Annotated in this window: 26 protein-coding genes and 1 tRNA gene; 10 read left to right on the top strand and 17 right to left on the bottom strand. The window is 68.4% G+C overall.

Annotation, left to right across the window (positions count from 1 at the left end; all coding sequences use genetic code 11):
• Nucleotides 1-7: 7 nt before the first annotated feature.
• The 10 genes from trpS to L6E10_RS01115 all read right to left on the bottom strand — a co-directional run bounded on the left by trpS (nucleotide 8) and on the right by L6E10_RS01115 (nucleotide 9,076).
• On the bottom strand, nucleotides 8-1,045 hold the full coding sequence (gene trpS, locus L6E10_RS01070) for a tryptophan--tRNA ligase (protein ID WP_090094827.1): 1,038 nt from the start codon (nucleotides 1,043-1,045) through the stop codon (nucleotides 8-10).
• 27 nt (nucleotides 1,046-1,072) lie between these two features.
• Nucleotides 1,073-1,228 carry a hypothetical protein gene (locus L6E10_RS01075; RefSeq protein WP_236215895.1) on the bottom strand — a complete coding sequence of 52 codons (156 nt, stop codon included), beginning with the start codon at nucleotides 1,226-1,228 and terminating at the stop codon, nucleotides 1,073-1,075.
• 158 nt (nucleotides 1,229-1,386) lie between these two features.
• Complete coding sequence (locus tag L6E10_RS01080) at nucleotides 1,387-3,909, bottom strand: bifunctional FO biosynthesis protein CofGH (RefSeq protein ID WP_236215897.1); 2,523 nt, start codon at nucleotides 3,907-3,909, stop codon at nucleotides 1,387-1,389.
• A 61-nt stretch (nucleotides 3,910-3,970) separates the two neighbouring features.
• Complete coding sequence (locus L6E10_RS01085; RefSeq protein ID WP_236215899.1) at nucleotides 3,971-5,629, bottom strand: TIGR03767 family metallophosphoesterase; 1,659 nt, start codon at nucleotides 5,627-5,629, stop codon at nucleotides 3,971-3,973.
• 131 nt (nucleotides 5,630-5,760) lie between these two features.
• Entirely contained in the window at nucleotides 5,761-5,967 is a 207-nt protein-coding gene (locus L6E10_RS01090; RefSeq protein ID WP_236215901.1) for a DUF86 domain-containing protein, read from the bottom strand.
• 13 nt (nucleotides 5,968-5,980) lie between these two features.
• Entirely contained in the window at nucleotides 5,981-6,289 is a 309-nt protein-coding gene (locus L6E10_RS01095; RefSeq protein WP_236215903.1) for a nucleotidyltransferase family protein, read from the bottom strand.
• Between the two features lie 49 nt (nucleotides 6,290-6,338).
• The gene (locus tag L6E10_RS01100; protein ID WP_236215905.1) at nucleotides 6,339-7,133 is read right to left on the bottom strand and encodes an exodeoxyribonuclease III; all 795 of its coding nucleotides are present in this window, start codon (nucleotides 7,131-7,133) and stop codon (nucleotides 6,339-6,341) included.
• 11 nt (nucleotides 7,134-7,144) lie between these two features.
• Nucleotides 7,145-7,363: a hypothetical protein gene (locus L6E10_RS01105; RefSeq protein WP_236215907.1), complete on the bottom strand. Its 219-nt coding sequence runs from the start codon at nucleotides 7,361-7,363 to the stop codon at nucleotides 7,145-7,147.
• A 10-nt stretch (nucleotides 7,364-7,373) separates the two neighbouring features.
• On the bottom strand, nucleotides 7,374-7,655 hold the full coding sequence (locus L6E10_RS01110) for an SH3 domain-containing protein (RefSeq protein ID WP_236215909.1): 282 nt from the start codon (nucleotides 7,653-7,655) through the stop codon (nucleotides 7,374-7,376).
• 197 nt (nucleotides 7,656-7,852) lie between these two features.
• Nucleotides 7,853-9,076 (bottom strand): NADP-dependent isocitrate dehydrogenase, encoded by a 1,224-nt coding sequence (locus L6E10_RS01115; protein ID WP_090094821.1) that lies wholly within the window; start codon nucleotides 9,074-9,076, stop codon nucleotides 7,853-7,855.
• A gap of 259 nt (nucleotides 9,077-9,335) precedes the next feature.
• Here L6E10_RS01115 and L6E10_RS01120 point away from each other — a divergent pair, with 259 nt between their 5' ends.
• The 4 genes from L6E10_RS01120 (at nucleotide 9,336) to L6E10_RS01135 (ending at nucleotide 13,163) form a co-directional block, all read left to right on the top strand.
• Nucleotides 9,336-10,142, top strand: coding sequence for a metal-dependent hydrolase (locus tag L6E10_RS01120; protein WP_308102643.1), 807 nt, complete (start codon nucleotides 9,336-9,338; stop codon nucleotides 10,140-10,142).
• A gap of 78 nt (nucleotides 10,143-10,220) precedes the next feature.
• Nucleotides 10,221-11,729, top strand: a complete 1,509-nt coding sequence (locus L6E10_RS01125; RefSeq protein WP_236215913.1) for a PHP domain-containing protein — start codon at nucleotides 10,221-10,223, stop codon at nucleotides 11,727-11,729.
• Nucleotides 11,726-12,208, top strand: coding sequence for a hypothetical protein (locus tag L6E10_RS01130; RefSeq protein WP_236215915.1), 483 nt, complete (start codon nucleotides 11,726-11,728; stop codon nucleotides 12,206-12,208). Before L6E10_RS01125 ends, L6E10_RS01130 begins: the two co-directional genes overlap by 4 nt.
• 10 nt (nucleotides 12,209-12,218) lie before the next feature.
• Complete coding sequence (locus tag L6E10_RS01135) at nucleotides 12,219-13,163, top strand: ribose-phosphate pyrophosphokinase (protein ID WP_090094818.1); 945 nt, start codon at nucleotides 12,219-12,221, stop codon at nucleotides 13,161-13,163.
• 17 nt (nucleotides 13,164-13,180) lie between these two features.
• Here L6E10_RS01135 and L6E10_RS01140 read toward each other — a convergent pair whose 3' ends face one another.
• Genes L6E10_RS01140 through L6E10_RS01150 form a run of 3 tightly spaced genes read right to left on the bottom strand, consistent with a single transcriptional unit; the run spans nucleotide 13,181 to nucleotide 15,706 of the window.
• Nucleotides 13,181-14,086 carry a radical SAM protein gene (locus L6E10_RS01140; RefSeq protein ID WP_236215917.1) on the bottom strand — a complete coding sequence of 302 codons (906 nt, stop codon included), beginning with the start codon at nucleotides 14,084-14,086 and terminating at the stop codon, nucleotides 13,181-13,183.
• 22 nt (nucleotides 14,087-14,108) lie between these two features.
• On the bottom strand, nucleotides 14,109-14,720 hold the full coding sequence (locus L6E10_RS01145) for a histidine phosphatase family protein (protein ID WP_236215919.1): 612 nt from the start codon (nucleotides 14,718-14,720) through the stop codon (nucleotides 14,109-14,111).
• A 26-nt stretch (nucleotides 14,721-14,746) separates the two neighbouring features.
• The gene (locus L6E10_RS01150; protein ID WP_236215921.1) at nucleotides 14,747-15,706 is read right to left on the bottom strand and encodes a hypothetical protein; all 960 of its coding nucleotides are present in this window, start codon (nucleotides 15,704-15,706) and stop codon (nucleotides 14,747-14,749) included.
• 641 nt (nucleotides 15,707-16,347) lie between these two features.
• Between L6E10_RS01150 and L6E10_RS01155 the strand changes: the two genes are divergently transcribed.
• A complete protein-coding gene (locus tag L6E10_RS01155; protein ID WP_236215924.1) occupies nucleotides 16,348-16,968 on the top strand; it encodes a hypothetical protein in 621 nt (206 codons plus the stop codon).
• A gap of 4 nt (nucleotides 16,969-16,972) precedes the next feature.
• On the opposite strand, the gene L6E10_RS01160 is transcribed toward L6E10_RS01155, so the two are convergent.
• Entirely contained in the window at nucleotides 16,973-17,599 is a 627-nt protein-coding gene (locus L6E10_RS01160) for a TetR/AcrR family transcriptional regulator (RefSeq protein ID WP_236215926.1), read from the bottom strand.
• 110 nt (nucleotides 17,600-17,709) lie between these two features.
• On the opposite strand from L6E10_RS01160, the gene L6E10_RS01165 reads away from it, so the two are divergent.
• From L6E10_RS01165 to L6E10_RS01175, 3 genes are read left to right on the top strand one after another with little or no spacing between them, the layout of a single operon-like run.
• Nucleotides 17,710-18,759 carry a medium chain dehydrogenase/reductase family protein gene (locus tag L6E10_RS01165; protein WP_236215928.1) on the top strand — a complete coding sequence of 350 codons (1,050 nt, stop codon included), beginning with the start codon at nucleotides 17,710-17,712 and terminating at the stop codon, nucleotides 18,757-18,759.
• Complete coding sequence (locus L6E10_RS40135) at nucleotides 18,756-19,214, top strand: TetR/AcrR family transcriptional regulator (protein ID WP_236215930.1); 459 nt, start codon at nucleotides 18,756-18,758, stop codon at nucleotides 19,212-19,214. The genes L6E10_RS01165 and L6E10_RS40135 overlap by 4 nt, the downstream gene beginning before the upstream one ends.
• An 18-nt stretch (nucleotides 19,215-19,232) precedes the next feature.
• On the top strand, nucleotides 19,233-19,820 hold the full coding sequence (locus L6E10_RS01175) for an ABC transporter permease (protein ID WP_236215931.1): 588 nt from the start codon (nucleotides 19,233-19,235) through the stop codon (nucleotides 19,818-19,820).
• 4 nt (nucleotides 19,821-19,824) lie between these two features.
• Here L6E10_RS01175 and L6E10_RS01180 read toward each other — a convergent pair whose 3' ends face one another.
• From L6E10_RS01180 to L6E10_RS01190, 3 genes are all read right to left on the bottom strand, one after another.
• Nucleotides 19,825-20,160 (bottom strand): nitroreductase/quinone reductase family protein, encoded by a 336-nt coding sequence (locus L6E10_RS01180; protein ID WP_236215933.1) that lies wholly within the window; start codon nucleotides 20,158-20,160, stop codon nucleotides 19,825-19,827.
• A 65-nt stretch (nucleotides 20,161-20,225) separates the two neighbouring features.
• The gene (locus tag L6E10_RS01185; RefSeq protein ID WP_236215935.1) at nucleotides 20,226-20,486 is read right to left on the bottom strand and encodes a Prokaryotic metallothionein; all 261 of its coding nucleotides are present in this window, start codon (nucleotides 20,484-20,486) and stop codon (nucleotides 20,226-20,228) included.
• A 137-nt stretch (nucleotides 20,487-20,623) separates the two neighbouring features.
• A tRNA-Pro gene (locus tag L6E10_RS01190) sits at nucleotides 20,624-20,697 on the bottom strand.
• Nucleotides 20,698-20,803: 106 nt separating this feature from the next.
• Here L6E10_RS01190 and L6E10_RS01195 point away from each other — a divergent pair.
• The gene (locus L6E10_RS01195; protein ID WP_236215937.1) at nucleotides 20,804-21,919 is read left to right on the top strand and encodes a DnaJ domain-containing protein; all 1,116 of its coding nucleotides are present in this window, start codon (nucleotides 20,804-20,806) and stop codon (nucleotides 21,917-21,919) included.
• 164 nt (nucleotides 21,920-22,083) lie between these two features.
• Nucleotides 22,084-22,728, top strand: coding sequence for an RICIN domain-containing protein (locus L6E10_RS01200; protein WP_236215939.1), 645 nt, complete (start codon nucleotides 22,084-22,086; stop codon nucleotides 22,726-22,728).
• Nucleotides 22,729-22,931 lie beyond the last annotated feature (203 nt).

A 22,931-nucleotide genomic window follows, 5' to 3' on the forward strand; every position in this document is an offset into this window, starting at 1 on the left:
AAGCGCACTACTCGGGCAGAACAAAGCCGATCTTGTCGTACGTGCGGCGCAACGTGCCGGCGGCGACCTCGCGGGCGCGTTCGGCGCCGCGGGCCAGGATCTTGTCCAGCGACGCCACGTCGTCGAGGTACGTCTTCACGCGCTGCTGAACCGGCGTGACCCACTCGGTGAAGACCTCGCCCAGGTCCTTCTTCAGGTCGCCGTAGCCCTTGCCGTCGTAGTCGGCGACCAGCGACTCGACCGTGCGGCCGGTCAGCGCCGAGTAGATCGTCAGCAGGTTCGACACACCCGGCTTGTTCTCGGCGTCGAAGAGGATCTCGCGGCCCGTGTCGGTGACGGCGGAGCGGATCTTCTTGGCCGAGCGCTTCGGGTCCTCGAGCAGCTCCACGACGCCGCCGGGCACCGACTTGCTCATCTTGGAGGTCGGGTCCTGCAGGTCGAAGATCTTGGCCGTGTCCTTGACGATGTACGGCTCCGGCAGGCGGAACGTCTTGCCGTAGCGGGAGTTGAAGCGCGTCGCGAGGTCGCGCGTCAGCTCCAGGTGCTGGCGCTGGTCCTCGCCGACCGGCACGTAGTGCGCCTGGTACAGCAGGATGTCCGCGGCCTGCAGGATCGGGTACGTGAACAGGCCCACGCCGACGGACTGCTCCTGGCGCGCGGACTTGTCCTTGAACTGCGTCATCCGCGACGCCTCGCCGAACCCGGTCAGGCACTGCATGACCCAGCCGAGCTGGGCGTGCTCCGGGACGTGGGACTGGACGAACAGCGTCGCGCGGTCCGGGTCGATGCCCAGGGCGAGCAGCTGCGCGGCCGAGACGCGCGTGTTCTGGCGCAGCACCTTCGGGTCCTGCTCCACGGTGATCGCGTGCAGGTCGACGACGCAGTAGAACGCGTCGTGCGCCTCCTGCAGGGCCACCCACTGCCGCACCGCACCCAGGTAGTTGCCGAGGTGGAACGACCCGGCCGTCGGCTGGATGCCGGACAGGACGCGGGGGCGCTTGGCGGGCGCGGTGACACCTTCTGCGGGCGCGTTCTCCGTGGACACGGGCGAAATCTTCTCAGACCGGGTGGATCAGTTCTGCGCGGTGTCCTGCTGCACCAGGTCGATGCGCTGGTTCGCCGCGATGACCGGGGCCGGCTTGCGGCGCTTCACCAGGCCGTACACCAGACCGCCGACGCCGGCGGTGACCGCGATCAGACCCACGGGACCCGCAGCGGTACCGGTCATGCTGCTCTCAACCGCAGCGCTCAGTACCAGACTCATGCCGTGCACTCGCCGAGCCTCCCCAAGGCACAGACCCACCCCGGAAGGGTGAACCTTGCTGACTGATTGGCCGCCAAGCTACCGAAGGCCGGTAGCGTCGATGCGCCGAATCAGACTATCGGTCACGGATGATCGGTTCGCACTCGCCCATATGTCGTAGTCCGCTGACGGGCGTTACGCCCTGCGAGCGAAGCCAGGGTCTCCAGCTCACGCACAGTGCGCGCGGACCCGTGCTCGGACCCTGCCATGCGGCTGATGGTCTCCTCCATCAACGTGCCGCCGATGTCGTTCGCACCCCCGTTGAGGATCTCCGCGGTGCCCTCGTCGCCGAGCTTGACCCAGGAGCACTGGATGTTGTCGATCCGCCCGTGCAACGCCAGCCGCGCGAACGCGTGCACGGCGCGGTTGTCGCGGCGACTCGGGCCGGGACGGGCGACTCCCGCCAGGTAGATCGGGGCGTTGCGGTGCACGAACGGCAGCGCGACGAACTCGGTGAGCCCGCCGGTGCGGTCCTGGAGCTTCGCGAGGACGCGGAAGTGCGTGAGCCAGTGGCCGGGGTGGTCGACGTGGCCGTACATCATCGTGCTCGACGAGCGGATGCCCAGCTCGTGGGCGGTGCCGACGACGTCGAGCCAGGTCGCGGTGGGCAGCTTGCCCTTGGTGAGCACCCAGCGCACGTCGTCGTCGAGGATCTCGGCCGCCGTGCCGGGGATGGTGCCCAGGCCGGCTTCCTTGAGCTCGGTCAGCCACTCGCGGACGCTCACGCCGGCCTTCGCGGCGGCGGAGACGATCTCCATCGGGCTGAAGGCGTGGACGTGCATGTCCGGCAGGCGCTTCTTGATGGCGCGCACCACGTCGGCGTAGTACGTCACCGGCAGCTTCGGGTCGATGCCGCCCTGCATGCAGACCTCGGTGGCGCCTTCGTCCCACGCCTCCTGCGCGCGGTCGGCGACCTCCTCGGCGCTCAGCCGGAACGCGTCCGCGTCGCGCTCGCGCTGGGCGAAGGCGCAGAAGCGGCAGCCGACGTAGCAGACGTTGGAGAAGTTGATGTTCCGGTTGACGACGTAGGTGACGTCGTCGCCCACCACCTCGCGCCTCAGGTCGTCGGCGAGACGGGTCATCTCTTCGAGTGCGTCGCCGTCGGCGGTGAGGAGCGCCATCGCGGCGTCGGTGTCGTCGAGCAACGCCGCCGGGTCGTTCGCGGCGATCTTCAGTCCACGTTGGACGTCCTCGGAAAGCCGTTGCGGCGCAACGGGGATTTTCAGCTCGTCCCAGTCGCCGTAGACCTCGTCGAAGTCGCCGCGGCGATCGCCCGTGCGGCCCTCGGTGTCGATCGCGGTGTTGAGGTCCGCGCGGCCGAACGTGTCGAGCCCGCCGTCCGGCTCCTGCCACTCGCGGCCGACGACCTCCGCGTCCGGGTTCGCGAGCCCGCTTTCCAGCGCCAGCGCGGAAACGTGCGCGGTGAGCCTCGTGTCGATCCACTGCCCCGCCGCCGCGCGGACGAACCGCGGGTAGACGTTCAGCCGCTCCCGCAAGGAGAACCCGGCTTCGCGCGTGATGCCGGCGAGCTCGTCGACCTGCGGCCACGGCTTCTCGGGGTTGACGTGGTCCGGCGTGATCGGCGAGACGCCGCCCCAGTCGTCGACGCCCGCCCGCAGCATCAGGCCGAACTCGCCGCCGACCAGGTTCGGCGGTGCCTGCACGCTCACGGTGGACGGCATCACCAGTCGTGCCACGGCGATGGTGGCCGCGAGCTCGGTCAGGTCGGCGTCGGGCATGCCGCGCATCGCCGTGTCCGGCTTGGCGCGGAAGTTCTGGATGATGACTTCCTGGACGTGCCCGTACTGCTTCGCCACCTGGCGCATCGCGAGCAGCGACTCGGCGCGCTCGGTGAGGTTCTCGCCGATGCCGATGAGGATCCCGGTGGTGAACGGGACGTTCACGCGGCCGGCGTCGGTGAGGACGCGCAGCCGGACGGCGGGGTCCTTGTCCGGGCTGCCGTAGTGCGGGCCGCCCTTCTCGCTCCACAGCCGCTCCGCCGTGGTCTCGAGCATCATCCCCATGCTCGACGCGACGGGACGCAGCCGCGTCAACTCCTCCCAGCTCAGCACGCCGGGGTTCAGGTGCGGCAGCAGCCCCGTCTCCTCGAGCACCGCGATGGCGCTCGCCCGCACGTAGTCCAATGTGGACTCGTAGCCGCGCGCGTCCAGCCACTCCTTCGCGGCGGGCCAGCGGTCCTCCGGCCGGTCCCCCAGCGTGAAGAGCGCTTCCTTGCAGCCCTGCTCGGCCCCCGCGCGCGCGATCGCCAGCACCTCGTCGCGTTCGAGGAACGCGGCGGGCAGCTTGTGCGGCACGGTCGCGAACGTGCAGTAGTGGCACCGGTCCCGGCACAACCGGGTCAGCGGGATGAACACCGACCGGCTGTACGTGACGACCCCGGGACGCCCCTCCGCGAGCAGGTGGGCGTCCCGCACCTTCCCGGCCGCGGTGAGCAGCGCGTCGAGGTCGTCCTCGCGCGCGTGCAGCAGCACGGCGGCCTCGGTCGCGTCGAGCACGGCACCGTCGGCGGCCCTGCGCAGCGCACGCCGCATGGCCGCCGCGCTCGGACGGGGCTGCGGTGGGGTTAGCGAGATGTCCACTGCCACGTAAACGACCTTAGGCCGCCAAAATTCCTGATCACCCCGCACCCGTTGTGGGACATCCCACTCAGCGGACGGCCACGAGCAGCTCGGTGTTGCGGTCGAGCGGCGTGCCGAGGGGGTTCGTCCGCGAGTGGATGTCGTTGTAGGTGAACTCCCGGCACAGGCTCGCGAGGGCCGCGTCGGAGCGGTCGTCGTAGTCCACCTGATACGGCGCATCCGCCTCCAGCAGCGTCGTGAACAGCGACAACGTGCCGTCCCCGTTGTCCGCGACCTCGATGACGCGGGCGTGCTGCGGGTAGTCGACGTGCGCGGCCGTGTTGATCTCCCAGAAGCTCCTGGACGGCGTGGCGTGCCGGTGCGGCGTGATCACGTTGCGGTGCGTGTGCCCGTTGACCCACGCCAGCACGTTCGGGAACCGGTGCAGCAGGTTCACCAGCGCGTTGCCGTCCACGCGCGGATCCAGCGGGCGGCGCTTGTCCGGCAGTACGTTGCCCATCGTCGTGCTCGTATGGTGGCTGAAGAGCACGAACAGCTCGTCGGTGACGTTCTGCCGTTGCGGCAGACCGAGCCAGTCGTAGTAGAGCGAACTGTTGCGCTTGAGCGTCCTCTCGATCCAGTTGAGCTGGTGCAGCCCGATGGACCCCGTGGAGAACCCTGCGAGGTTCGTGGTGTCCATGCTGATGCCGGTCACTCCGGGCGCCATGCGGAACGTGTAGAAGACGTCCACACCATCCGCGTTGGCGTCCGTGTACCCGTGCCCACCCGTCGGCAGATGCTTGCGCACGTACTCACCGGTGTCGAACAGCCTGCGACGGTCATCGGGCGTCACGGTGCGGACGACGCCGCTCGTGGCGAGGATGGCCATCGCCTCGGGGATCGCCGCGGGGTCGTGGAACGCCCGCGCGACCTTCGCGTCCTGCACGGGGTCGCCGAACCCGACGATCTTCTTGCGCCCGGTGTACCAGCCGTCGAGCAGCCCGTCCGGCAGCGCGCCGACCACGCTGTCGTCGTGGTTGCCGATCGTGGCGTACCAGGGGATGTCCAGCCCGGGGCTGGTGAACGTGCGCACGGCCGCGTCCAGCAACCCGTCGAGCCGCGGGAAGCCCTTCGCCTTGTAGTCGTCCACGCCGCTGAGGTCCGGCTGCCAGAACGTGCTGATGCCCGCGTTCTGCACCCCCTCGTACCTCGGGTCGCCGGTGTTGGGCGTGATGCTGCCGCCGTTGAGGACCGCCAGGAACCAGTCGAGCTCGATGCTCTCGTGGTTGTCGGTGTTGTCGCCGGTCGTCATGAGGAAGTCGAACGGCCTGCCGGTCAGCGGCCCGTTCCGGACGGAGTTGACCCGCTTGACCAGCGCCGTCGACCCCTGCGTCGTCAGCGCTTCCTGCGGCCGGTGCGCGCTGGAGCCCATGATCGGGTGCAGGTACTCGAACCGCAGCGGACTCTGGGCGTCGCAGATGTGCATGTCGCTGAACTGCACGAAGCTGGTGAGCGCCTGCCTGCGCGCCTCCCGGTTCGGCTTGGCCGCGACGAGGTCACCGCGCACGACCGTGGGCCACCCCGGCCCTGCCTGGAGCCGGCGGTAACCGCTGGCGCCGACGGGTGTGGCCGTGGTTTCGAGCGTGGTGCCCGCGGTCGACGCAAACGCTTGGCGGTCGAGGAGCGGAACGCCCGCGGCGCCCACGCCCATCGCCAGGAGGAACGAACGCCGGTTGAAGCCTGTCATGCCGCCCCCGATTCATGGATGGTGAATCGTGTTCATGTTCAGGGAGCGGGTGGGTGGAATCGAGGGGTCAGGCGGGTGACGGGAGCGATAAAGGCTGCTCGGACTGGATCAGTCGGAGCAGTCGGCGTTGCTCAGCCGAGTCCGGCGAGCAGCTGGCGCAGCCGTTCCTCCAGCTGCGGCCTCTTCTCGGTGAGCACTTGCCACACGAGCGCCTCGCCGATGATCTCGAACTGGCGCTCGACGGCGGACCGGAGCATCGCGTCAGCGAGGTAGTCCGTGAACGACTTGCCGGCGCCGAACTCGCTCAGCAGCTCGGCAGCGCGCAGGGCGTCCCACAACTACGCCCGGGGGTCACGCCGCATACAGGTTTTCCTTGGTTTCCATGACCTGCTCGCGGAAGTAGGGGTTGCGGATGCTGCCGTTGACCACGAGGTCGACAGGCCTGGCCAAAATCCGCTCCAATCCCTCTTTCAGGGCGAAGTAGCTGCCGAAGTGGTCGAAGTCGTCCGCCGTGTCGAAGTCGACGAGGATGTCCACGTCGCTGGTCACCACGTCGAACGAATCGCCGACCGCCGATCCGAACAGGTCGAGCCTGCGAATGCCCAGTGCCCGGCACAGCTCCTCGATCTCAGCCACCTTCGCCGACACGAACTCGTGCACCGCCGTCACCTCCTCAGGATCAGGATTGTGCCCGATTCCAGGTGCCGGCTCAGTCCGAGTACACGACCGTCACGGGCGCGTGGTCCGACCAGCGCTCCCCGTAGGTCGCCGCCCGCTCCACCACGGCCGACGTGGCCCGAGCCGCCAGCCCGTCCGTCGCGACGTGGTAGTCGATCCTCCACCCGGAGTCGTTGTCGAAGGCCTTCCCCCGGTACGACCACCACGAGTAGGGCCCGGCCACGTCGGGGTGCAGCGACCGCACCACGTCGTTGTACCCGGAGGCGAACACCGAGGTCATCCACTCCCGCTCGTAGGGCAGGAACCCGGCCTCCTTCTGGTTCGTCCTCCAGTTCTTCAGGTCGGCCTGCTGGTGCGCGATGTTCCAGTCACCGCACACGAGCACCTCGCGCCCGGACACGGCCGCCTTCTCCCGCAGCGACACCAGGTACGGCAGGAAGGCCGCCATGAACCGGTCCTTCTCGTCCTGCTTCTCGGTGCCGACGTCACCGGACGGCAGGTACAGCGAGGCGACGACGACGCCGGGTAGTTCGACCTCGACGTAGCGGCCGCTCGACTCGAACTCCGAGGCGCCGAAGCCCACGCGGACCGAGGTCGGTTCGGCGCGCGACACGATGCCGACGCCGGCGCGGCCCTTCAGCGACGAAGGCGCGTACACGCCGTGCCAGCCGGGAGGCGAGTGCAGTTCCGCGCTCAGTTCCGACGGTTCGGCGCGCACCTCCTGCAGGCAGACCACGTCGGCAGGAGAAGCGGCGAGCCACTCCAGGTAGCCCTTCTTCGCTGCGGCGCGCAGGCCGTTGACGTTGACCGTGGAGACCGTGAGCACGAACGCGCAGCCTACTGGGAGGCCAGGCCCCAGGGCTTCGGGTACTCGGCGTCGCAGCCGGCGCAGTGCGCGGTCAGGTCGAGGTAGCCGACGATCGTGGCCATCTCGTCGCGGGGCAGCGCGAGCCGGCGCTCACCGTCGATCTTGGTGTACAGGCCCTGCCACTCGGGGTCGCAGGAGCACTGCGTGACGCCCTTGGCCCTGCCCCACCGGAACATGTTGCGCAGCATGCGCGCGAGTTTACTTGCAGGTGGAGTCGCTGGTCAGGGCCACGAACTGCTGGCTGACCCACCGGCGGTCGCTCAGCATGCGGTAGCCGTTCTCGACGCGGGACCGGGCCTCGGTCACGGCGTCGCGCGGCATGGTGGAGACGATCGGCTGCATGTCGCCGGGGCCCGAGCGGACGTTGAGGATGTCCGCGGTCACCGTGATCTTGCAGATCTCGTCGGCCTTGGCGCTGTCCATCGGACTGCCGCCGTTCGCCGCGTACAGCACCCCGGCGACGCCCAGCACCCCAATCACGATCAATCCCCTGACCGGAACACCGAACATGACGCCTCCCGAACCCGCGAACCGCTTCCAGCAGCAGATATAGCGGCAAAAAGACGCCGGGGGACGCCGAGGCGCGGCAACCACCCGCAAGAGGAACCGACCGGGTGACGTGCCACGGAAAAGGCCACCCCGGTGTGACCGGGGTGGCCTTTTTCAGAGGACGGACGTCAGAACGACGCCATCTTCTTCTTGAGGTTCTCGTCGAGCGCGGCGAGGAAGTCCTCGGTGGTCAGCCACTCCTGGTCCTTGCTGATCAGCAGGGCCAGGTCCTTGGTCATCTGACCGGACTCGACCGTCTCGATGACGACCGACTCGAGCGCCTCGGCGAAGCGGATCACCTCGGGGGTGCCGTCCAGCTTGCCGCGGTGCATGAGGCCACGGGTCCACGCGAAGATCGAGGCGATCGGGTTCGTGGAGGTGGGCTTGCCGGCCTGGTGCTGGCGGTAGTGGCGCGTCACGGTGCCGTGCGCGGCCTCCGCCTCGACCGTCTTGCCGTCCGGCGTCATCAGGACCGACGTCATGAGGCCGAGCGAGCCGAAGCCCTGCGCGACCGTGTCGGACTGGACGTCACCGTCGTAGTTCTTGCACGCCCAGACGTAGCCGCCCTCCCACTTCATCGCGGCGGCGACCATGTCGTCGATCAGGCGGTGCTCGTAGGTGAGGCCCTTGGCGTCGAAGTCCGCCTTGAACTCCTCGTCGAACACGCGCTGGAAGATGTCCTTGAACTGGCCGTCGTAGGCCTTCAGGATCGTGTTCTTCGTGGACATGTAGACGGGGTAGCCCCGCTGCAGGCCGTAGGAGAACGAGGCGCGGGCGAAGTCCTCGATGGACTTGTTGTAGTTGTACATGCCCATCGCCACACCGCCCTCCGCCGGGAACTCGGTGACGACGTGCTCGATCGGGTCCGAGCCGTCCTCCGGCTGGAAGGTGATCGTGAGCTTGCCGGCGCCGGGCACCTTGAAGTTGGTGGCCTTGTACTGGTCACCGTGCGCGTGACGGCCGATGATGATCGGCTTCGTCCAGCCGGGGACCAGGCGCGGGACGTTCGAGATGATGATCGGCTCGCGGAAGACGACACCGCCGAGGATGTTGCGGATCGTGCCGTTCGGCGAGACCCACATCTTCTTGAGGCCGAACTCCTCGACGCGCGCCTCGTCCGGCGTGATCGTGGCGCACTTGACGCCGACGCCGTGCTTCTTGATGGCGTTCGCGGCGTCGATCGTGACCTGGTCGTCGGTGGCGTCCCGGTGCTCGATCCCCAGGTCGTAGTACTCCAGGGTGACGTCCAGGTACGGGTGGATCAGCTTGTCCTTGATGAACTGCCAGATGATCCGGGTCATCTCGTCGCCGTCGAGCTCGACGACGGTGCCCTGAACCTTGATCTTGCCCATAACTCCGGGCGCTCCTCTCGCGACGATGCAAGCAAGACAAGCGTACTGGTAGAACGCCCGCCTGTGCCTGCGACCCTGGTTACACCGATTCAGCGCACCATAGCCCCCGCGTCGCGGCCCAGCAGCGGACGCGGTGCCTGCCTCATGGCTACCACGCCGGGTGCAACAGAACCGTTCCGGCGGACGTGTGAGAAGCGGACCGGTTCGAACGTGCGAGCGACTACTGTTCACCGTTGAGTGATCATCAGGAGGGGCGCGAGTGTCAACTGGGCCAACACATGCGATGAGCGGGCTGCTCGCCTGGAGTGCCGTCACCGCACTAGCTTCCGCTCACCCGATCGGTCAGCTGACGCCGCAGAGCTGGGCCGTGGGGGCGGTTCTCGCCACCGGAGCGGCGCTCCTGCCCGACCTCGACCACCCCGGATCGACCATCTCGCGCACGTTCGGGGCGTTGAGCAGCGGGCTCTCCGCGGGCATCAACGCGTTGAGCGGCTTCGTGTACCGCACGACGCGGTTGAAGAGGGATTCCAAGCGGGACGGCGGACACCGCGGCCTCACCCACACGCTCGTCTTCGCGCTGTTCGCCGCCGTCTTCACCACCGCGGTCGTGCAGAACAGCCAGAAGTGGGCGCTGCCGGTGCTGATGTTCGTGTTCGCCGGCCTGGCAGTGCGCGGCATCATGAACGACTGGTGCCCCAAGCAGGACGCGTTGCTGATCACGGTGGTGTCCGCGGGCATCACGTGGGCGATGATCGCCTGGACCTCGCAGACGAACGCCTCCGCGGCGGCGTGCGGGATCGCGGTCGGCGTCGGGTGCTTCGCGCACTACGTCGGTGACGCGATCACCGAGCAGGGCTGCCCGATCCTGTGGCCCATCCCGATCATGGGCAAGACCTGGTACCCCGTGGCGCCGCCCAAGATCATGCGGATGAAGACCGGTGGCGTGGTGGAGATGGCGATCGTCGGGCCGATCGTGACGATCCTGTCGATCTGGCTCGGGCTCGCGGCGTTGCAGGGCACGGGCGCGCTGCCGTTCCTGGACTGGGTGGACCTTCTTCCGATCTAGTTCATCCGGCGTCCACCCGCGCCTCACCCGATCGGCCTAGCCTCCACGGACCCCGGCCCGTCGTGTGGAGGTCCCGCCATGTCCGAAGTAGCCCGCAGACGCTTCCTCCGGGGAGCGGGCGCGCTGGGGGTGGCGGGAGCGCTGGGCACCGGCTCCGCTTCGGCCTCGCCCCGCTACCAGTGGCTGTCCGGCGACCACCACGCGCACACGCAGTACTCCTACGACGGCATGTACACCGTCGAGCAGCAGATCAGCGGCGCCCTGCGGCACGGCACCGACTGGCTCGTGATCACCGACCACGGCCACGCCTCGCACGAGGCGCACTCGGTCGAGGCGACGGCGGCCGACCTGGAACGCGCGCGGCGGAAGTTCCCGCGCCTGCTGCTGTGGCACGGGATGGAGTGGAACGTCCCCGGCGCCGAGCACGCCACGGTGTTCTTCGAGGACTGCCGCGACGAGGCCGGCGTGCTGCGCGACTTCGAGCGGCAGTTCGACTGGCGGCTGAACGGCCAGGAGGCGTCGACCCCGGCCAACGAGCTCAAGGCGCTCGACGCGGTGCGATGGCTCCAGACGAAGATCCGCAACGGCACGATGAAGTCCGCGCTGGTGTTCGTGAACCACCCGATGCGCAACGGCAGGGTGGCGCCCCACGAGCTGCGGGCCCTGCGCGACCTGGCGCCGGACATCGTTGTCGGCATGGAGGGCGCGCCCGGCGCCCAGGGCGACGGCGACCCGGTGCGCGGACCCGGCGGCCACCGCGGCGGGTACGCGAACGGCCCTGGCTCGAACTCCTACGCGCCCTACCCGCCCGAGGCTTACCGCACCCACGGCGGCTTCGACTGGATGACGGCGAAGGTCGGCGGCGTGTGGGACTCGCTGCTCGCCGAAGGCCTCGGCTGGTGGATCACGGCGAACTCCGACTCGCACTTCAACTCGCGCGACACGATCGTCCGCGTGCCCGAGCCGGGCAACCAGTTCGACCTGACCGGCAGGCACCTCGACCCGGTCGAGGGCTCCTCGCCGCAGGTGCTGCCGCCCTACGTCGACTTCTTCCCCTGCGAGTTCTCCCGGACCGTCGTCGGCGCCACCCGCCGGACGCGGGGCGCCGTGATGGAGGGTCTGAGGGCGGGCCGCGCGTGGGTGTCGCACGGCGGCCTCGTCGACGATCTCCGGTTCGAGGTCCGCGCATCCGGGCGAGCGGAGACGATGGGCGGGCGCTTGCGCGTGCGGCGTGGTTCCGACGTGACGGTGCTGATCAAGGCACGTCTCGCGACCCGGCCCAACAGCGCGGGGTTCGTGCCCAGGTTGCGCCGTTTGGACCTCATCAAGGGCGCCGTCACGGGACGATCATCATCTGAAACGTTGGCCACGCCACATGCGAAGGTCGAGCGATCCTACGAGCCGCACTGGCACCATGCGGTCTTCACGCACACGTTCCGCAACGTCCGGGAGCCCTTCTACCTCCGGTTGCGCGGAACCGACGGCAACCGCGGCGCGTTCGACCCGCAGGCGGACGCACCGGGAGCCGCGAACCCGTGGGAGGACCTGTGGTGCTACACCAACCCGATCTTCGTGGAGGTCAGGTGACCAGCACCTTCGTCGGCGTCGACGCCGGCCACGAGAACCGCTGGGAAGCGGAGAAGATCGCATTGGAGCTGCACGACACCGTGCTGACGACGGCCAGGACGGTCGTCGCGCATGAGGTCGACGGCCACCACGCGATGTCTTTCCTCGTACCCGTTGCCCCGTCCGACGCGGTGGTGAGCGCACTGGTGGCCCAGGGGTTCGGTGTCGCGGTGCGCAGCGCGTCCTCGGGACGCCTGGTGGGCCCGGAGGCGCTTCGAGCAGGCGCCTCCGCTGCCGCTGAGGCCCACCAGTACCGCCGCGAGGGGCGCGCTCTGCGATTCCAGGGCCAACGGTCGTTGCGCGGCCGTCACGGCGTCTCGGACATCCTCGCGTTCACGGCCATCGAGGCCGTTCTGCCGCGTGGCACGCACACGGTCGACACGCGCGGGAACCTGACGCCCTTCTTCCGCGACGGCAAGCTGGTGCTGGTCGTCGACTAGGTTTCGGGGTGTGCGTGACATCGCTGTCTTCAGTGGTTCTGCCCATCCCGAACTCGCCGCCGAGATCTGCGGCCATCTCGGCGTCGACCTGTCGCCCAGCCGTCTGACCCGGTTCGCCAACGACTGCCTCGAGGTGCAGCTGCAGGCGAACTGCCGTGAGCGGGACGTGTTCCTGATCCAGCCGCTGGTGCCGCCGGTGCAGGAACACCTCGTCGAGCTCCTGCTGATGCTGGACGCCGCCCGCGGCGCCTCCGCCGCGCGCACGACCGTCGTCCTGCCGCACTACGCCTACGCGCGTTCCGACAAAAAGGACGCGCCGCGGATTTCGATCGGCGGCCGCCTGGTCGCCGACCTGATGGTGGCCGCCGGGGCGTCGCGCGTGCTGGCGATGACGCTGCACTCACCGCAGGTCCACGGCTTCTTCTCGGTGCCCGTCGACCACCTGCACGCGTTGCGCGAGCTCGCCGCGCACTTCTCGCAGCACGACCTGTCCAACACCGTCGTCGTGTCGCCGGACCTGGGCAACGCCAAGGAGGCGGCGCACTTCGCGCGCATCCTCGGCCTGCCCGTAGCCGCGGGCGCCAAGCAGCGGTTCGCCGACGACAGGGTGCAGATCTCGACCGTGATCGGCGACGTGGCCGGACGCGACGTGATCGTGCTGGACGACGAGATCGCCAAGGGCTCGACCGTGATCGAGCTGCTGGACAAGCTGCGCGAGCGCGGCGCCGGGTCGATCCGGGTCGCCTGCACGCACGGGCTGTTCTCGTCGGGCGCGCTGGAACGGCTGCAGGCGTTCGACGACGTGCTGGAGATCGTCGCCACGAACACCGTGCCGATCCCGGCGGAGAAGTCCGTGCCGAAGCTGCGGGTGCTGTCGATCGCGCCGGCGATGGCCGAGGCCATGCGCCGGATCAACGTCGGCGAGTCGGTGTCGACGCTGTTCGAGGCCCCGTAGTCACCTGAGGTGCGCGGTCACAGATGGCGTTCGTACTCGGTGTGCTGGTCATGTCGGCGAGGATCGATGCGAACGCCACCCGCCAACGTGCTGAGGTGTTCCGTCAGGAACGACCCGACCCTGCGGTGCCGGCCGTCGCGAATCGACTCATCCAGCGTGACCCCGTAGGCGAACCCGTCCGGGGACACCATCAGGTAAGCATCGACCTTCTCCGAGTTCGCCAACATCTCGAGCGAGCCCGAGTAGGTCTCCCGTGCTCTCGTGAACGCGTGCGCGAATTCCGGGAAAGGAAGTTCGTGCACGCCCCGGTTGGTCCATCCCAGCTCAATCGCACTGAACTGCAACAGCTTCCAACTGTGCACACACGGATGGTTTTCCAGCAGCGGCCCGATGCGGTGCACCTCATGCACGTTCACCGCACTCACCATTGTGCGCACCGAAACTCTGACACCTTCTCGGTCGCACCGGGCCAGCGCGCCGACCACCCGGTCGAAGTTCCCGCGTCGGCCGCGCATCTTGTCGTGCCCGTCGGCGATCGGCGAGTCGAGTGAGAGGCCGATGTGGTCACACCTCCGGTACGCGGACCACAGCGACTCGGACGTGTGATGAGCGTTCGTGTGAACGATCGGTGTCAGACCAATGTTCTCGGCACAGGAGACCAGGAGAGGCAGGTCCATGCGCAGACTGGGGTCTCCGCCTGCGAACACGACGGAGTTCGCGCCACCGGTCCGCAGAGCTCGCAGCAGCCGGACCGCTTCATCGGTCAGCAGCGGCTCCCCGGTGGTGCGGTAGCAGAAACTGCAGCGCAGGTTGCAGTGTGACCAGCACTCCCAATGGACCTTCTTCACCCCGGCCGTCGCCAGACTACCGGCGCAATGCTCTCGAACCTGGTCCCCGCACCCTCCGCAGAACAACGTCTCCATCACACGTCCCCTCGGTGGAGGATCACGTCTTCGGCAGCGACTCGGGATCTCCGAACACGACTTCGGGTCCGACCGACCAGTCCGCGGCGGAACCGCGCAGGTACGTCCAGCACCCGCCCAGATGAGGCACCGGGATGTTGGGCAGCTTCTGCGCCTTCCGCAGCGAACGGATGATGCCGCCGTGGGTGACCACCAGGACCAGGCCCTTCCCGAGATCGGTGAACTTCGCCAGCACGTCAAGAGCCCGCACCGTCACCGCGCTGTCGGTCTCTCCATTGGGCGGACCTTCGACGAGTCCCGCCTCCCAAGCTGCCAGTCGGCCGGGCCACCTGTCCTCCACCTCGCTGGGCGCCAGACCCTTCCAGTCCCCCATGTCGCGTTCTCCGAGGGCGCTGTCGCTCACCACTTCGACGGGCCCGACCGCCTGCGCGAAGATCTCCGCCGTCTGCCTCGCCCTGAGCAGTCCAGAACACACGATCAGCCGCGGGACCTGACCCATCGCGCGCAGCCTGAGCGCTGCGGCTGCTGCCTCCTTCCGCCCGTGCGGCGAGATGGGCTCGTCGGAATCACCGTGCCATCGAGCCCTGCTGTTGGACAGCGTCTCCGCATGCCGGATCAGAATGAAGGACTGCACCGTAGTCCTGCTTCCCATTTTGGTCTTCACTGCGCCCGCCATCTCTGCACCCTCCTGTACGCTTTAGGCGCCTCCTCCAGGATGAAGGGAGCACCAATACCGCCGCCAATACCGATAAGAATTTCCGCCCAGTTCTCAACACCAACCGGGATGAATGCGGCCGCGATCACGGCTATCGTCAACCAGAGTTTCCACCACCTCTTCAGGAATCGACCCGCCATAGCGAACCGCCGTGGGCTCACCGAGCGATCCCACGCGTCGTCGAACACGCGCTGGAACAGCCGCACAAGATTGGGTACCAGACCCTGCGGCGACCCCACCTCGACCATCACCCCTTCGAGGCTTCGCTGGCTGTACGGATCGTAAATGTCATAACGAACCACACCGCCGTCCACCGAAACACAGGTGGCGAGCTCCATGTCCTCCTGCGAACTGCTGAGCCGGACTTCGACCGTATCGCGATCGGAAAAGCACTCGACCCACTGCCGAATCCGGCCGGCCGAGATGGACCGCATCGTCTCACCGCGCCACTTGGCAACCAACGACGGCACAGCAAGGAGAATTCGCACCCGCACACCGGCATCGGCGCGCTCGCGCAGTATTCGCACCGTCTCGTCATATGGAGTCGTCGCCAGCATGGGGAGGCAGATCTCCTGCTGCGCGGAACGCAGAAGATCCATGAAGGTGTGGTAGACGACTTCGTCCTTCATAGCCCCCAGGACTCGGACGTGCGGTTCGAGGTTCGCACGCATCGCGAGCAACTGCGCCGGGATCGCCTCGTCACCCAGTTCGGTCGCTATCAGCTCCCGAAGATTGGGCACCTGATGCGTCAACGTCGTCCCGTATGAACTGGTCTGCTGAATCCAACCTCGAATCAGCAGCTCTCGTATCGCCCGGCGCGCATCCGCGATCGACTCCAAACCGGAATACTGCCGGACGATTTCCACCAACTCGGCTTCCGGCCGCGCGTGAGCGCGCGTGGCCATGACCACAGCGAGGACGGACGCTGATCGGGACATGCCTTTACGTTCAAGGTCCTGAGCCAGTTTGACTTCGCTTCTGTCCAACGCAGCCGCCACACTGGACCTCCGGTGCCAACCTCATGCCGAGCTTACCGATCCTCTAGCGATTTGTATGTGATCCAGCTGGCGGAACGTTACTTCGACAGTCGTTCAGAGCATTGATGGAGCATCGCGACGGCCGTAACGTACAGGAGTGGCGCCCACCAGGTTTGCCCAGCTCAACGGGCTCAAGCAAGCCGAAAGCCCACGTCGGCGCGCCTCCCACCGGGAGATACTTCACCCGATCGAGTTCACCTGTGAGCATCAGCAACAAACCCGAACAGATGATCGTTCATTGACAAAAAGTGGAAACTGGCCACCGCGTCGGACACAGCCGATTCGCTGCGGGTTGGAAGCTTCGAACGACGCAAACGCTTCAGTGCAACACCTCCTCCGAAGGCAAGCACGGCTCCTCCCAAGAGAGATCGACATCGATTGAGCTCAAGATTCTTTGTGGAGAACCCATGATTGGATCCACTCACTCAATTTCCGCACTGCAGCCCCTGGCGATCGCCCGCGCAGGCGGGAACACAGCCGCCGCGTGGCGCGAACTGTCCAGACTCTCCGTGACGAAGCTCGTGCAGGAGCTGTTGTCAGACCCGGCAGGAGCCGTCCTCCGCGAAATGGCCGCGCACTCGTACCACCACGACAACGGGTTCGCGAAGCTGAGAATCCCACTCCCCGCCGGCTGTCCCGGTCAGTTCCGCATCCACATCTGGGACCCCGCTGCCACCGCGTCCACCCTCCCCCAGGACGCCCACAACCACCGCTGGCCGTTCATCTCGAGGATCGTGGCCGGCTCCGTCACGCAGACGACGTACGTCGCCGAGGGCGATCCCTCAGGAGACCACTTCCGCTACCTCCAACTACCGATCGCGGCTGCCCCGGGCTACCGGTTCAGCCCAAGGGGCACCTGCACCCTGCACGAGGACGCGGTAGAGCGGGCCGACTCCGGAGCGGGCTACTACCTCTCGCCGCACACCGTTCACCGCGTCGACTCCACCGACCGGCAGTTCACCGCGACCGTGATGCTGACCCTGACCCGGATCAGGGAGTCGACGGACCTGTACAGCCTGAACCCGAGCAAAGGGAAGGCGTTGCCACCTGATCCACCGCGGTTTTCGGTGGACGTCCTGCGCGGACTGCTTGTCCGACTGCACGAAAGTCTCGACGAGACGCGCTGCTGAACACTCACCTGAGGTGCGCGAGTGCCGTGATCAGGCGGTCCCCGACGTCGGCCGGTCCCGGCATCTTGCGCACCACGGCCCGCTGGTGGGCGAGGCCGTGCAGTCCGAGCCACAGCGCCACCGCGTCGCCGTGGAGGTCCTCGCTGGGGTGCGCGACGCCCTCGTCGACGCACACGCCGAGGACCTCGGCGAGCAGCCCGAACGCCTCCAGGCCGAGCGATTCGAGGTCGTCGTCGGTGATCGAGGTGTCCTCCACCGACGGCGTCCACAGGCCGCCGAACATGATCCGGTAGCGCTGCGGGTGCTCCTGCGCGAAGCCCAGGTAGGCGTTGCACACCGCGAAGAGCCGTGAGCGACCGTCGCGGTCCGCCCTGTCGTCCGCCTCGCGCAGGACGGTGGTGAGCTTGTCCATCTCCCCCTGCACGACCGCCAGCATGATCGACGGCTGGTCCGCGAAGTGCGGGTAGATCGACGGTGCCGCGATTCCCACCTTGCGCGCGACCGAGCGCAGCGTGACCGCGCGTTCGTCGCCGCCCTCGTCGAGGAGCGCGAGAGCCGCCTCGATGATCTCGTCGCGCAGTTTCCCGCCCTCGCCGCGGCGGTTGCGCCTGCGCGGTTCCGTGTCCGTCACGGCCGTAACCATACACCTGAAAGTTTATCGGTGTTAGGTCTTGCGCTCGTGAACTTACGGTCGTTAGCTTATGTCCGTAAGCACAACCGGAACCCCACCGAGGAGCCACGATGAACGCCACGACTGCCACCACCCGCGCCACCGAGGTCGTCCTGCCGGGCGTGGTCGAGCCCGACGGCCTGCACGTCCGGGTCCGCGACCTCCCCGCGCCGGCCAGGGGCCAGGTCGTCCTGCGCATGGACGCCACCGGCGTCAGCTTCGCCGAGCAGCAGATGCGCCTGGGCAAGTACTACGACCAGCCGCCGTTCCCGTTCGTCCCCGGCTACGACCTCGTCGGCACGGTCGTCGCCACCGGTCCGGGAGTCGACCGCGACCTGCGGGGACACCGGTTCGCCGCGGTCACGAAGGTCGGCGCGTGGGCGAGCCACCTGGTCGTCGAGGCCGCCGACCTGGTGCCCGTGCCGGACGGCGTCGAGTCGGCCGCCGCCGAGGCCGTGGCGGTCAACGGCGTCACGGCGTGGCAGATGCTGCACCGGACCGCGAAGGTCGAGCGCGGCGGCACGATCGTCGTGCTGGGCGCGAACGGCGGCGTCGGCTCGACGCTGGTGCAGCTGGCGAGGCATGCCGGTATCAAGGTCATCGGCACGGCCTCACCGCGCCACCACGACGCCGTGCGCGAACTCGGCGCCGTGCCCGTCGACTACCGCGACCCGGACATGTACGCCCGCATCCGCGAGCTGGCCCCCGAAGGCGTGGACGCCGTGTTCGACCACGTCGGCGGCCCCGGCCTGCACGAGTCGTGGCGGCTGGTGCGCCGCGGCGGCGCGCTGGTCAACTACGGGACGGCCGCGACGAAGGACGAGCCGGGCAGCGGCGTGCTGCCGGTGCTCGAGCTCTTCGGCCGGCTGGCGGTGTGGAACCTGCTGCCCAACGGCAAGCGCGCGGGCTTCTACAACTTCTGGGCCGGCAAGCGCTTCCGCACCGCGACGTTCCGCGCCCGCCTGGCCGAGGACCTCACGCAGGTGCTGCGCCTGGTCGAAGCCGGTGTGCTCACGCCGCAGATCGCCGCGCGCATCCCGTTGTCGGAAGCCGCCTCGGCGCTCGCACTGGCCGAGTCGCGCACCGTCCTCGGCAAGGTCGTCATCGTCCCCGAGCCGTGAACCGGCCCGGCTGCCGCCGGGTGGTCCTGGCGGCGGCGACCGCCCTCGTCGACGCGGAGCACGCCGTGACGCTGCGAGCCGTGTCCCGCGAGGCCAACATCCCCACCTCGTCGATCTACCCGCAGTTCCCCGACGCCGCGGCGATCTTGCTGGCCGTGTGCCACGAGGCCTTCCACGAACTCGAAGCCGCCGTCCTCGCCGCGACCGACGCCTACTCGGCAGGCGTCGCCTACCTCGACTTCGCCGTCGCGCACCCCCGCCGCTACCGCGTGATGTTCGGTGCCGCCGACCTCTCCGAGCAGGCGATGCGGCTGTTCACGCAGGTCCTCACCGACCCCGGCCGCGCCATGGCGTTCTGGCTGGGCCTGCACGGCCTCGCCGACCAGCGCGCCTCGATCAGCCGCTCGCCCGCCTTCGCCGCTCTCGCACCACGACTGATCGCCTCACTCCTCTGACCTCCGAAAGGTCCCGCCATGAACGCCACCGCCCTGCCCGCCACCGCCGCCGTCCCGTCCACCGAGGTCGACAACCGCGCCGCCTACCTGGGCTTCGCGTTCGCCTACGTCTTCGGCCACGGCTCCGCCCTGCTCTCCAGGGCAGAACTGGTCACGATGCCGGGCTGGCTGCCGATCGCGTTGCTGGCCACCGGCCTCGTCGCCGGCACGGTCTTCGCCATGACCGCCTCGCTGCGGGCCCAGCGGTTCGCCCCGGCGTCGCGGCGCCGCGCCGAGAAGCTGGTCGGCACGGCCTGGGTCACCGGGTTCGCCGCGCTCGCCCTGGCCGTCACCGGCCTGAGCACGGTGTTCGAGAAACCAGAGCTGCAGACCGTGCTCTGGCCCGCCGGCTCGACCATCGTGGTCGGCCTGATCTACATCGCCGAGGGCGCCGTCCGCGGCAACGCCCTGCACCACAACCTCGGCACGTGGCTCGCCCTGGTCGCCGCCGCGGCGCTGTTCGTGCCGGGAGCCGGTTTCTTCGGCGTGCTGGCCGTGCTGGGCGGCGCCGCCTACCTGCTGGCCGCGTTCCTGGAGTCGCGCCGCCTCAACGCCTTGGCCTTCTGAGGCCTCAGAGCTGCACTCGCACCGTGACGCGACCTTTGTCGTCACGGTGCGATGTCGCATGCCCGGTCCGTTGCGCGCCATCGATTTCCAGCGTCAACGGGCCGCCCTCGCCGTTGAAGTTGCGCCACCACGTCTTGTCGTCCGGCATCATCACCCTGATGTCGACGACGTCGCCTTTGCGTTGGTAGCCAACGGGCGTGCTGAACGTGCGACCCGACTTGCGGCCCGTGTAGGTCACGACGGTGATGCCCCTGCGCACGAGCTTCCCGACGACCGGCACGTCGCGGAGCCCCACGACCAGCCGGTTGACGCGGCCCACGACCGAACTCTTGAAGTTCATGCCCGCCAACGTATCCGAGCGGGCGCCGAGGTGCCGCCGCTCGTGCCGGCCAGCCAGGTCCCGGATCAGCCGGGGTGGGCGCCGACGGTGTCGCGGATCTGGGCGCCCAGGTCGGCCGAGCCCGACCGCGCGCAGTGGGCGCAGCAGAAGAACCTGCCCTCCACCTCCACGCCGTGCCCGATCACCCGGCAGTCGCAGTGCTCGCAGCGGGGCGCGAGGCGCTGGATCGCGCACTCGAAGCTGTCGAACGTGTGCACGCCGCCGCCGACGGTGCGCACCTCGAAGGTCATCCAGTACTCGTTGCCACAGACGTCACAGGTCGCCATGCGCGGAAGACTGCGGCAGGTCCGCCGGGTCGGCAACTCGAGCGCCGAGTCGCGCGACCAGGGCCTTCGCGGCCATCACCCGATAGGCGTCCTCTCCACAAAGGACGGACAGGATGAACGCGGGACATCCCGGAGAGCGGGACCGGCCGGATTCGAACCGGCGTTCTCCCTCCGTCCCGGAGGGCGCGTCGACCACTGCGCTACAGGCCCCATCGCCACCGCGACACCCACACTAGACGCCGAAGTGCGGGCCGTATGCCCTGCGAAAGTGTTGGACCCAATAAGGTTCACGGACCAACCTCGAACTGGACGGTGTCGTGCCAGGGATCGACTACTACGAGTTGCTCGGTGTGAACCGGGGCGCCAGCGCCTCGGAGATCAAGTCGGCTTACCGCTCGCTCGCCAAGGTCATGCACCCCGACGCGGGTGGGACGTCCGGCGGCTTCCGCCTGCTCCAGGAGGCCTACGAGACGCTGAAGGACCCGGTCCGGCGTGCCGACTACGACCGCCCCGCCGCGCCACCGCCCTCGGTCGTCCGCCCACCCGCACGCCCGCGACCTCGCCGAACCGGCCACACGGGCCGGCTGCGCGACTTCGGCGACGACCCGAGCTTCATGGCCCCGCGCCCCCGCGTCGACCTCGGTTCGATGGACTGGTGGCACCGCATCGACCTCGGCCAGCGGGTCCGCTACGTGCCCGCCACGGGCCTCGGGCACGCCCCCGCGGCCGCCGCGATCGGCGGGTGGCTCGTCCTGCTGATCCCGTTGACGATGACCCTGTCACCGCTCCTGCTGGCCATCTGGCTACCCCTGGTGGCGGCCGCCGGTTACGGGGCGTTCCGGCTGGTACGCCGCTACCTGGCCCTTGCAAGGGCCGAGCGGGCGTTCGCCGGGGAGTACGACGGGAACACCATTTTCGGCCGTCCGGGTGAAAACAGACGCGAACGGCTGACCGCCGGTCTGCTCACGGAGTACCTGACGCAACTACCGGGTGTGCGCATCTTCCACGGCCTCGCCTGGCCCGGCTCGGTGTTCGCCGACGTCGACCACGCCCTGCTGTGCGGACGCCGCCTGGTCCTGATCGAGTCGAAGTCGTGGCTGCCCGGCCACTACTACTGCGACGAGGACGGCGAGCTCTGGCGCAACGGCCACCCGTTCCGCGGCGGTGCCTCCCAGCTCCTCGACAGCGTCGACCGCTTCGCCGAACTCCTGCCGTGGCTCGAGATCCGCGGCGCCGTGATCGTCTACCCGAGCCGCGCCGGCGAGGTCACGTGCGACGACGACCTCGACTTCGACGTGCCGCCGATGACACCGGAGCAGTTCGTGCGCGAGATCGGCGACTGGCTGGCCGACGACCCGGCCACCGTCGACCGCGAGGCGTTGCGCGTCCTGGTGCGCCAAGTCGTCTCCGAAGTGCGCGTGGCCGGCGCATGACTCGTTTGTTCCCCCACGAATTGCGGTCGAATCGAGTCGAAAAGGCTCTTGACGGGCGACTTGCGGCCTGAAAGATTGTCGTTGTTCCTGGGGGAGCAAGAGTTGAGCGTCGGGGGACGCCCTCCCATGGACTTTTTCAGTCACGCAATCGTGGGGGACTTCACGTGAAGAACGTCATTCGCAGAGTTTCTGTTGCCGTCGCGGCCGCCGCCGCCCTGATGTCGATCACGGTCGCGCCCTCCTCGGCCGCACCGAAGTTCGAGCCGTACGACCTTCCGAACGTGGGCACGCAGGCGCAGGCCAAGGCCGCCGCCGTCGGCGAGGCCATCTGGACCGCCATCATCCCGAAGACGACGGACATCAACTACGGCGCGAGCGTCGACCGCTGCGCCGACATCGCGTGGAACTCCGTGGACAACGGCGCCCGCGCCATCCTGTTCGACTGCTACGGCACGAACAACCAGAAGTGGGCGCCCATCTGGGTCGCCGGCACGGGCACCCAGTACGGCACGGCGATGTTCATCAACGCCAACTCCGGCAAGTGCCTCGACCTGGCCAGCGGCTCGGCGGCCAACGGCGCCCACGTGATCCAGTGGAACTGCCACAACGGACCGAACCAGCAGTGGGAGGTCGTCCTGCCCACCGGCGCGGACCCGGCCACCTACGACGGCCCGATCCTGTTCAAGAACCGCGCCACCGGCAAGTGCCTCGACACGGACAACGGCGGCATCGCCAACGGCACCGGTTTCCTGCAGTGGGACTGCCACGGCAACCCGAACCAGCTGTTCTCGCTCTACAAGTGGATCTAATCATCTGAAGTACACCTGAAATGGCCGCCCGCGCATTTCCGCGGGCGGCCACAACCATTTCCACCCGAGCCCGTCCGGCGATCGGAAGTTCTCCCCGGACGGGCTTTCGGCCGTCCGCTCCCGGTTCGGCGGAGCACCGCGCCGGGCCGCGTGCGAGGATTTCGCCCATGACCCGCACGGTGTGCCTCGCGCAGAACCCTGAG

Source organism: Lentzea sp. CC55 (genome assembly GCF_021056325.1).
Classification (GTDB): domain Bacteria; phylum Actinomycetota; class Actinomycetes; order Mycobacteriales; family Pseudonocardiaceae; genus Lentzea; species Lentzea jiangxiensis.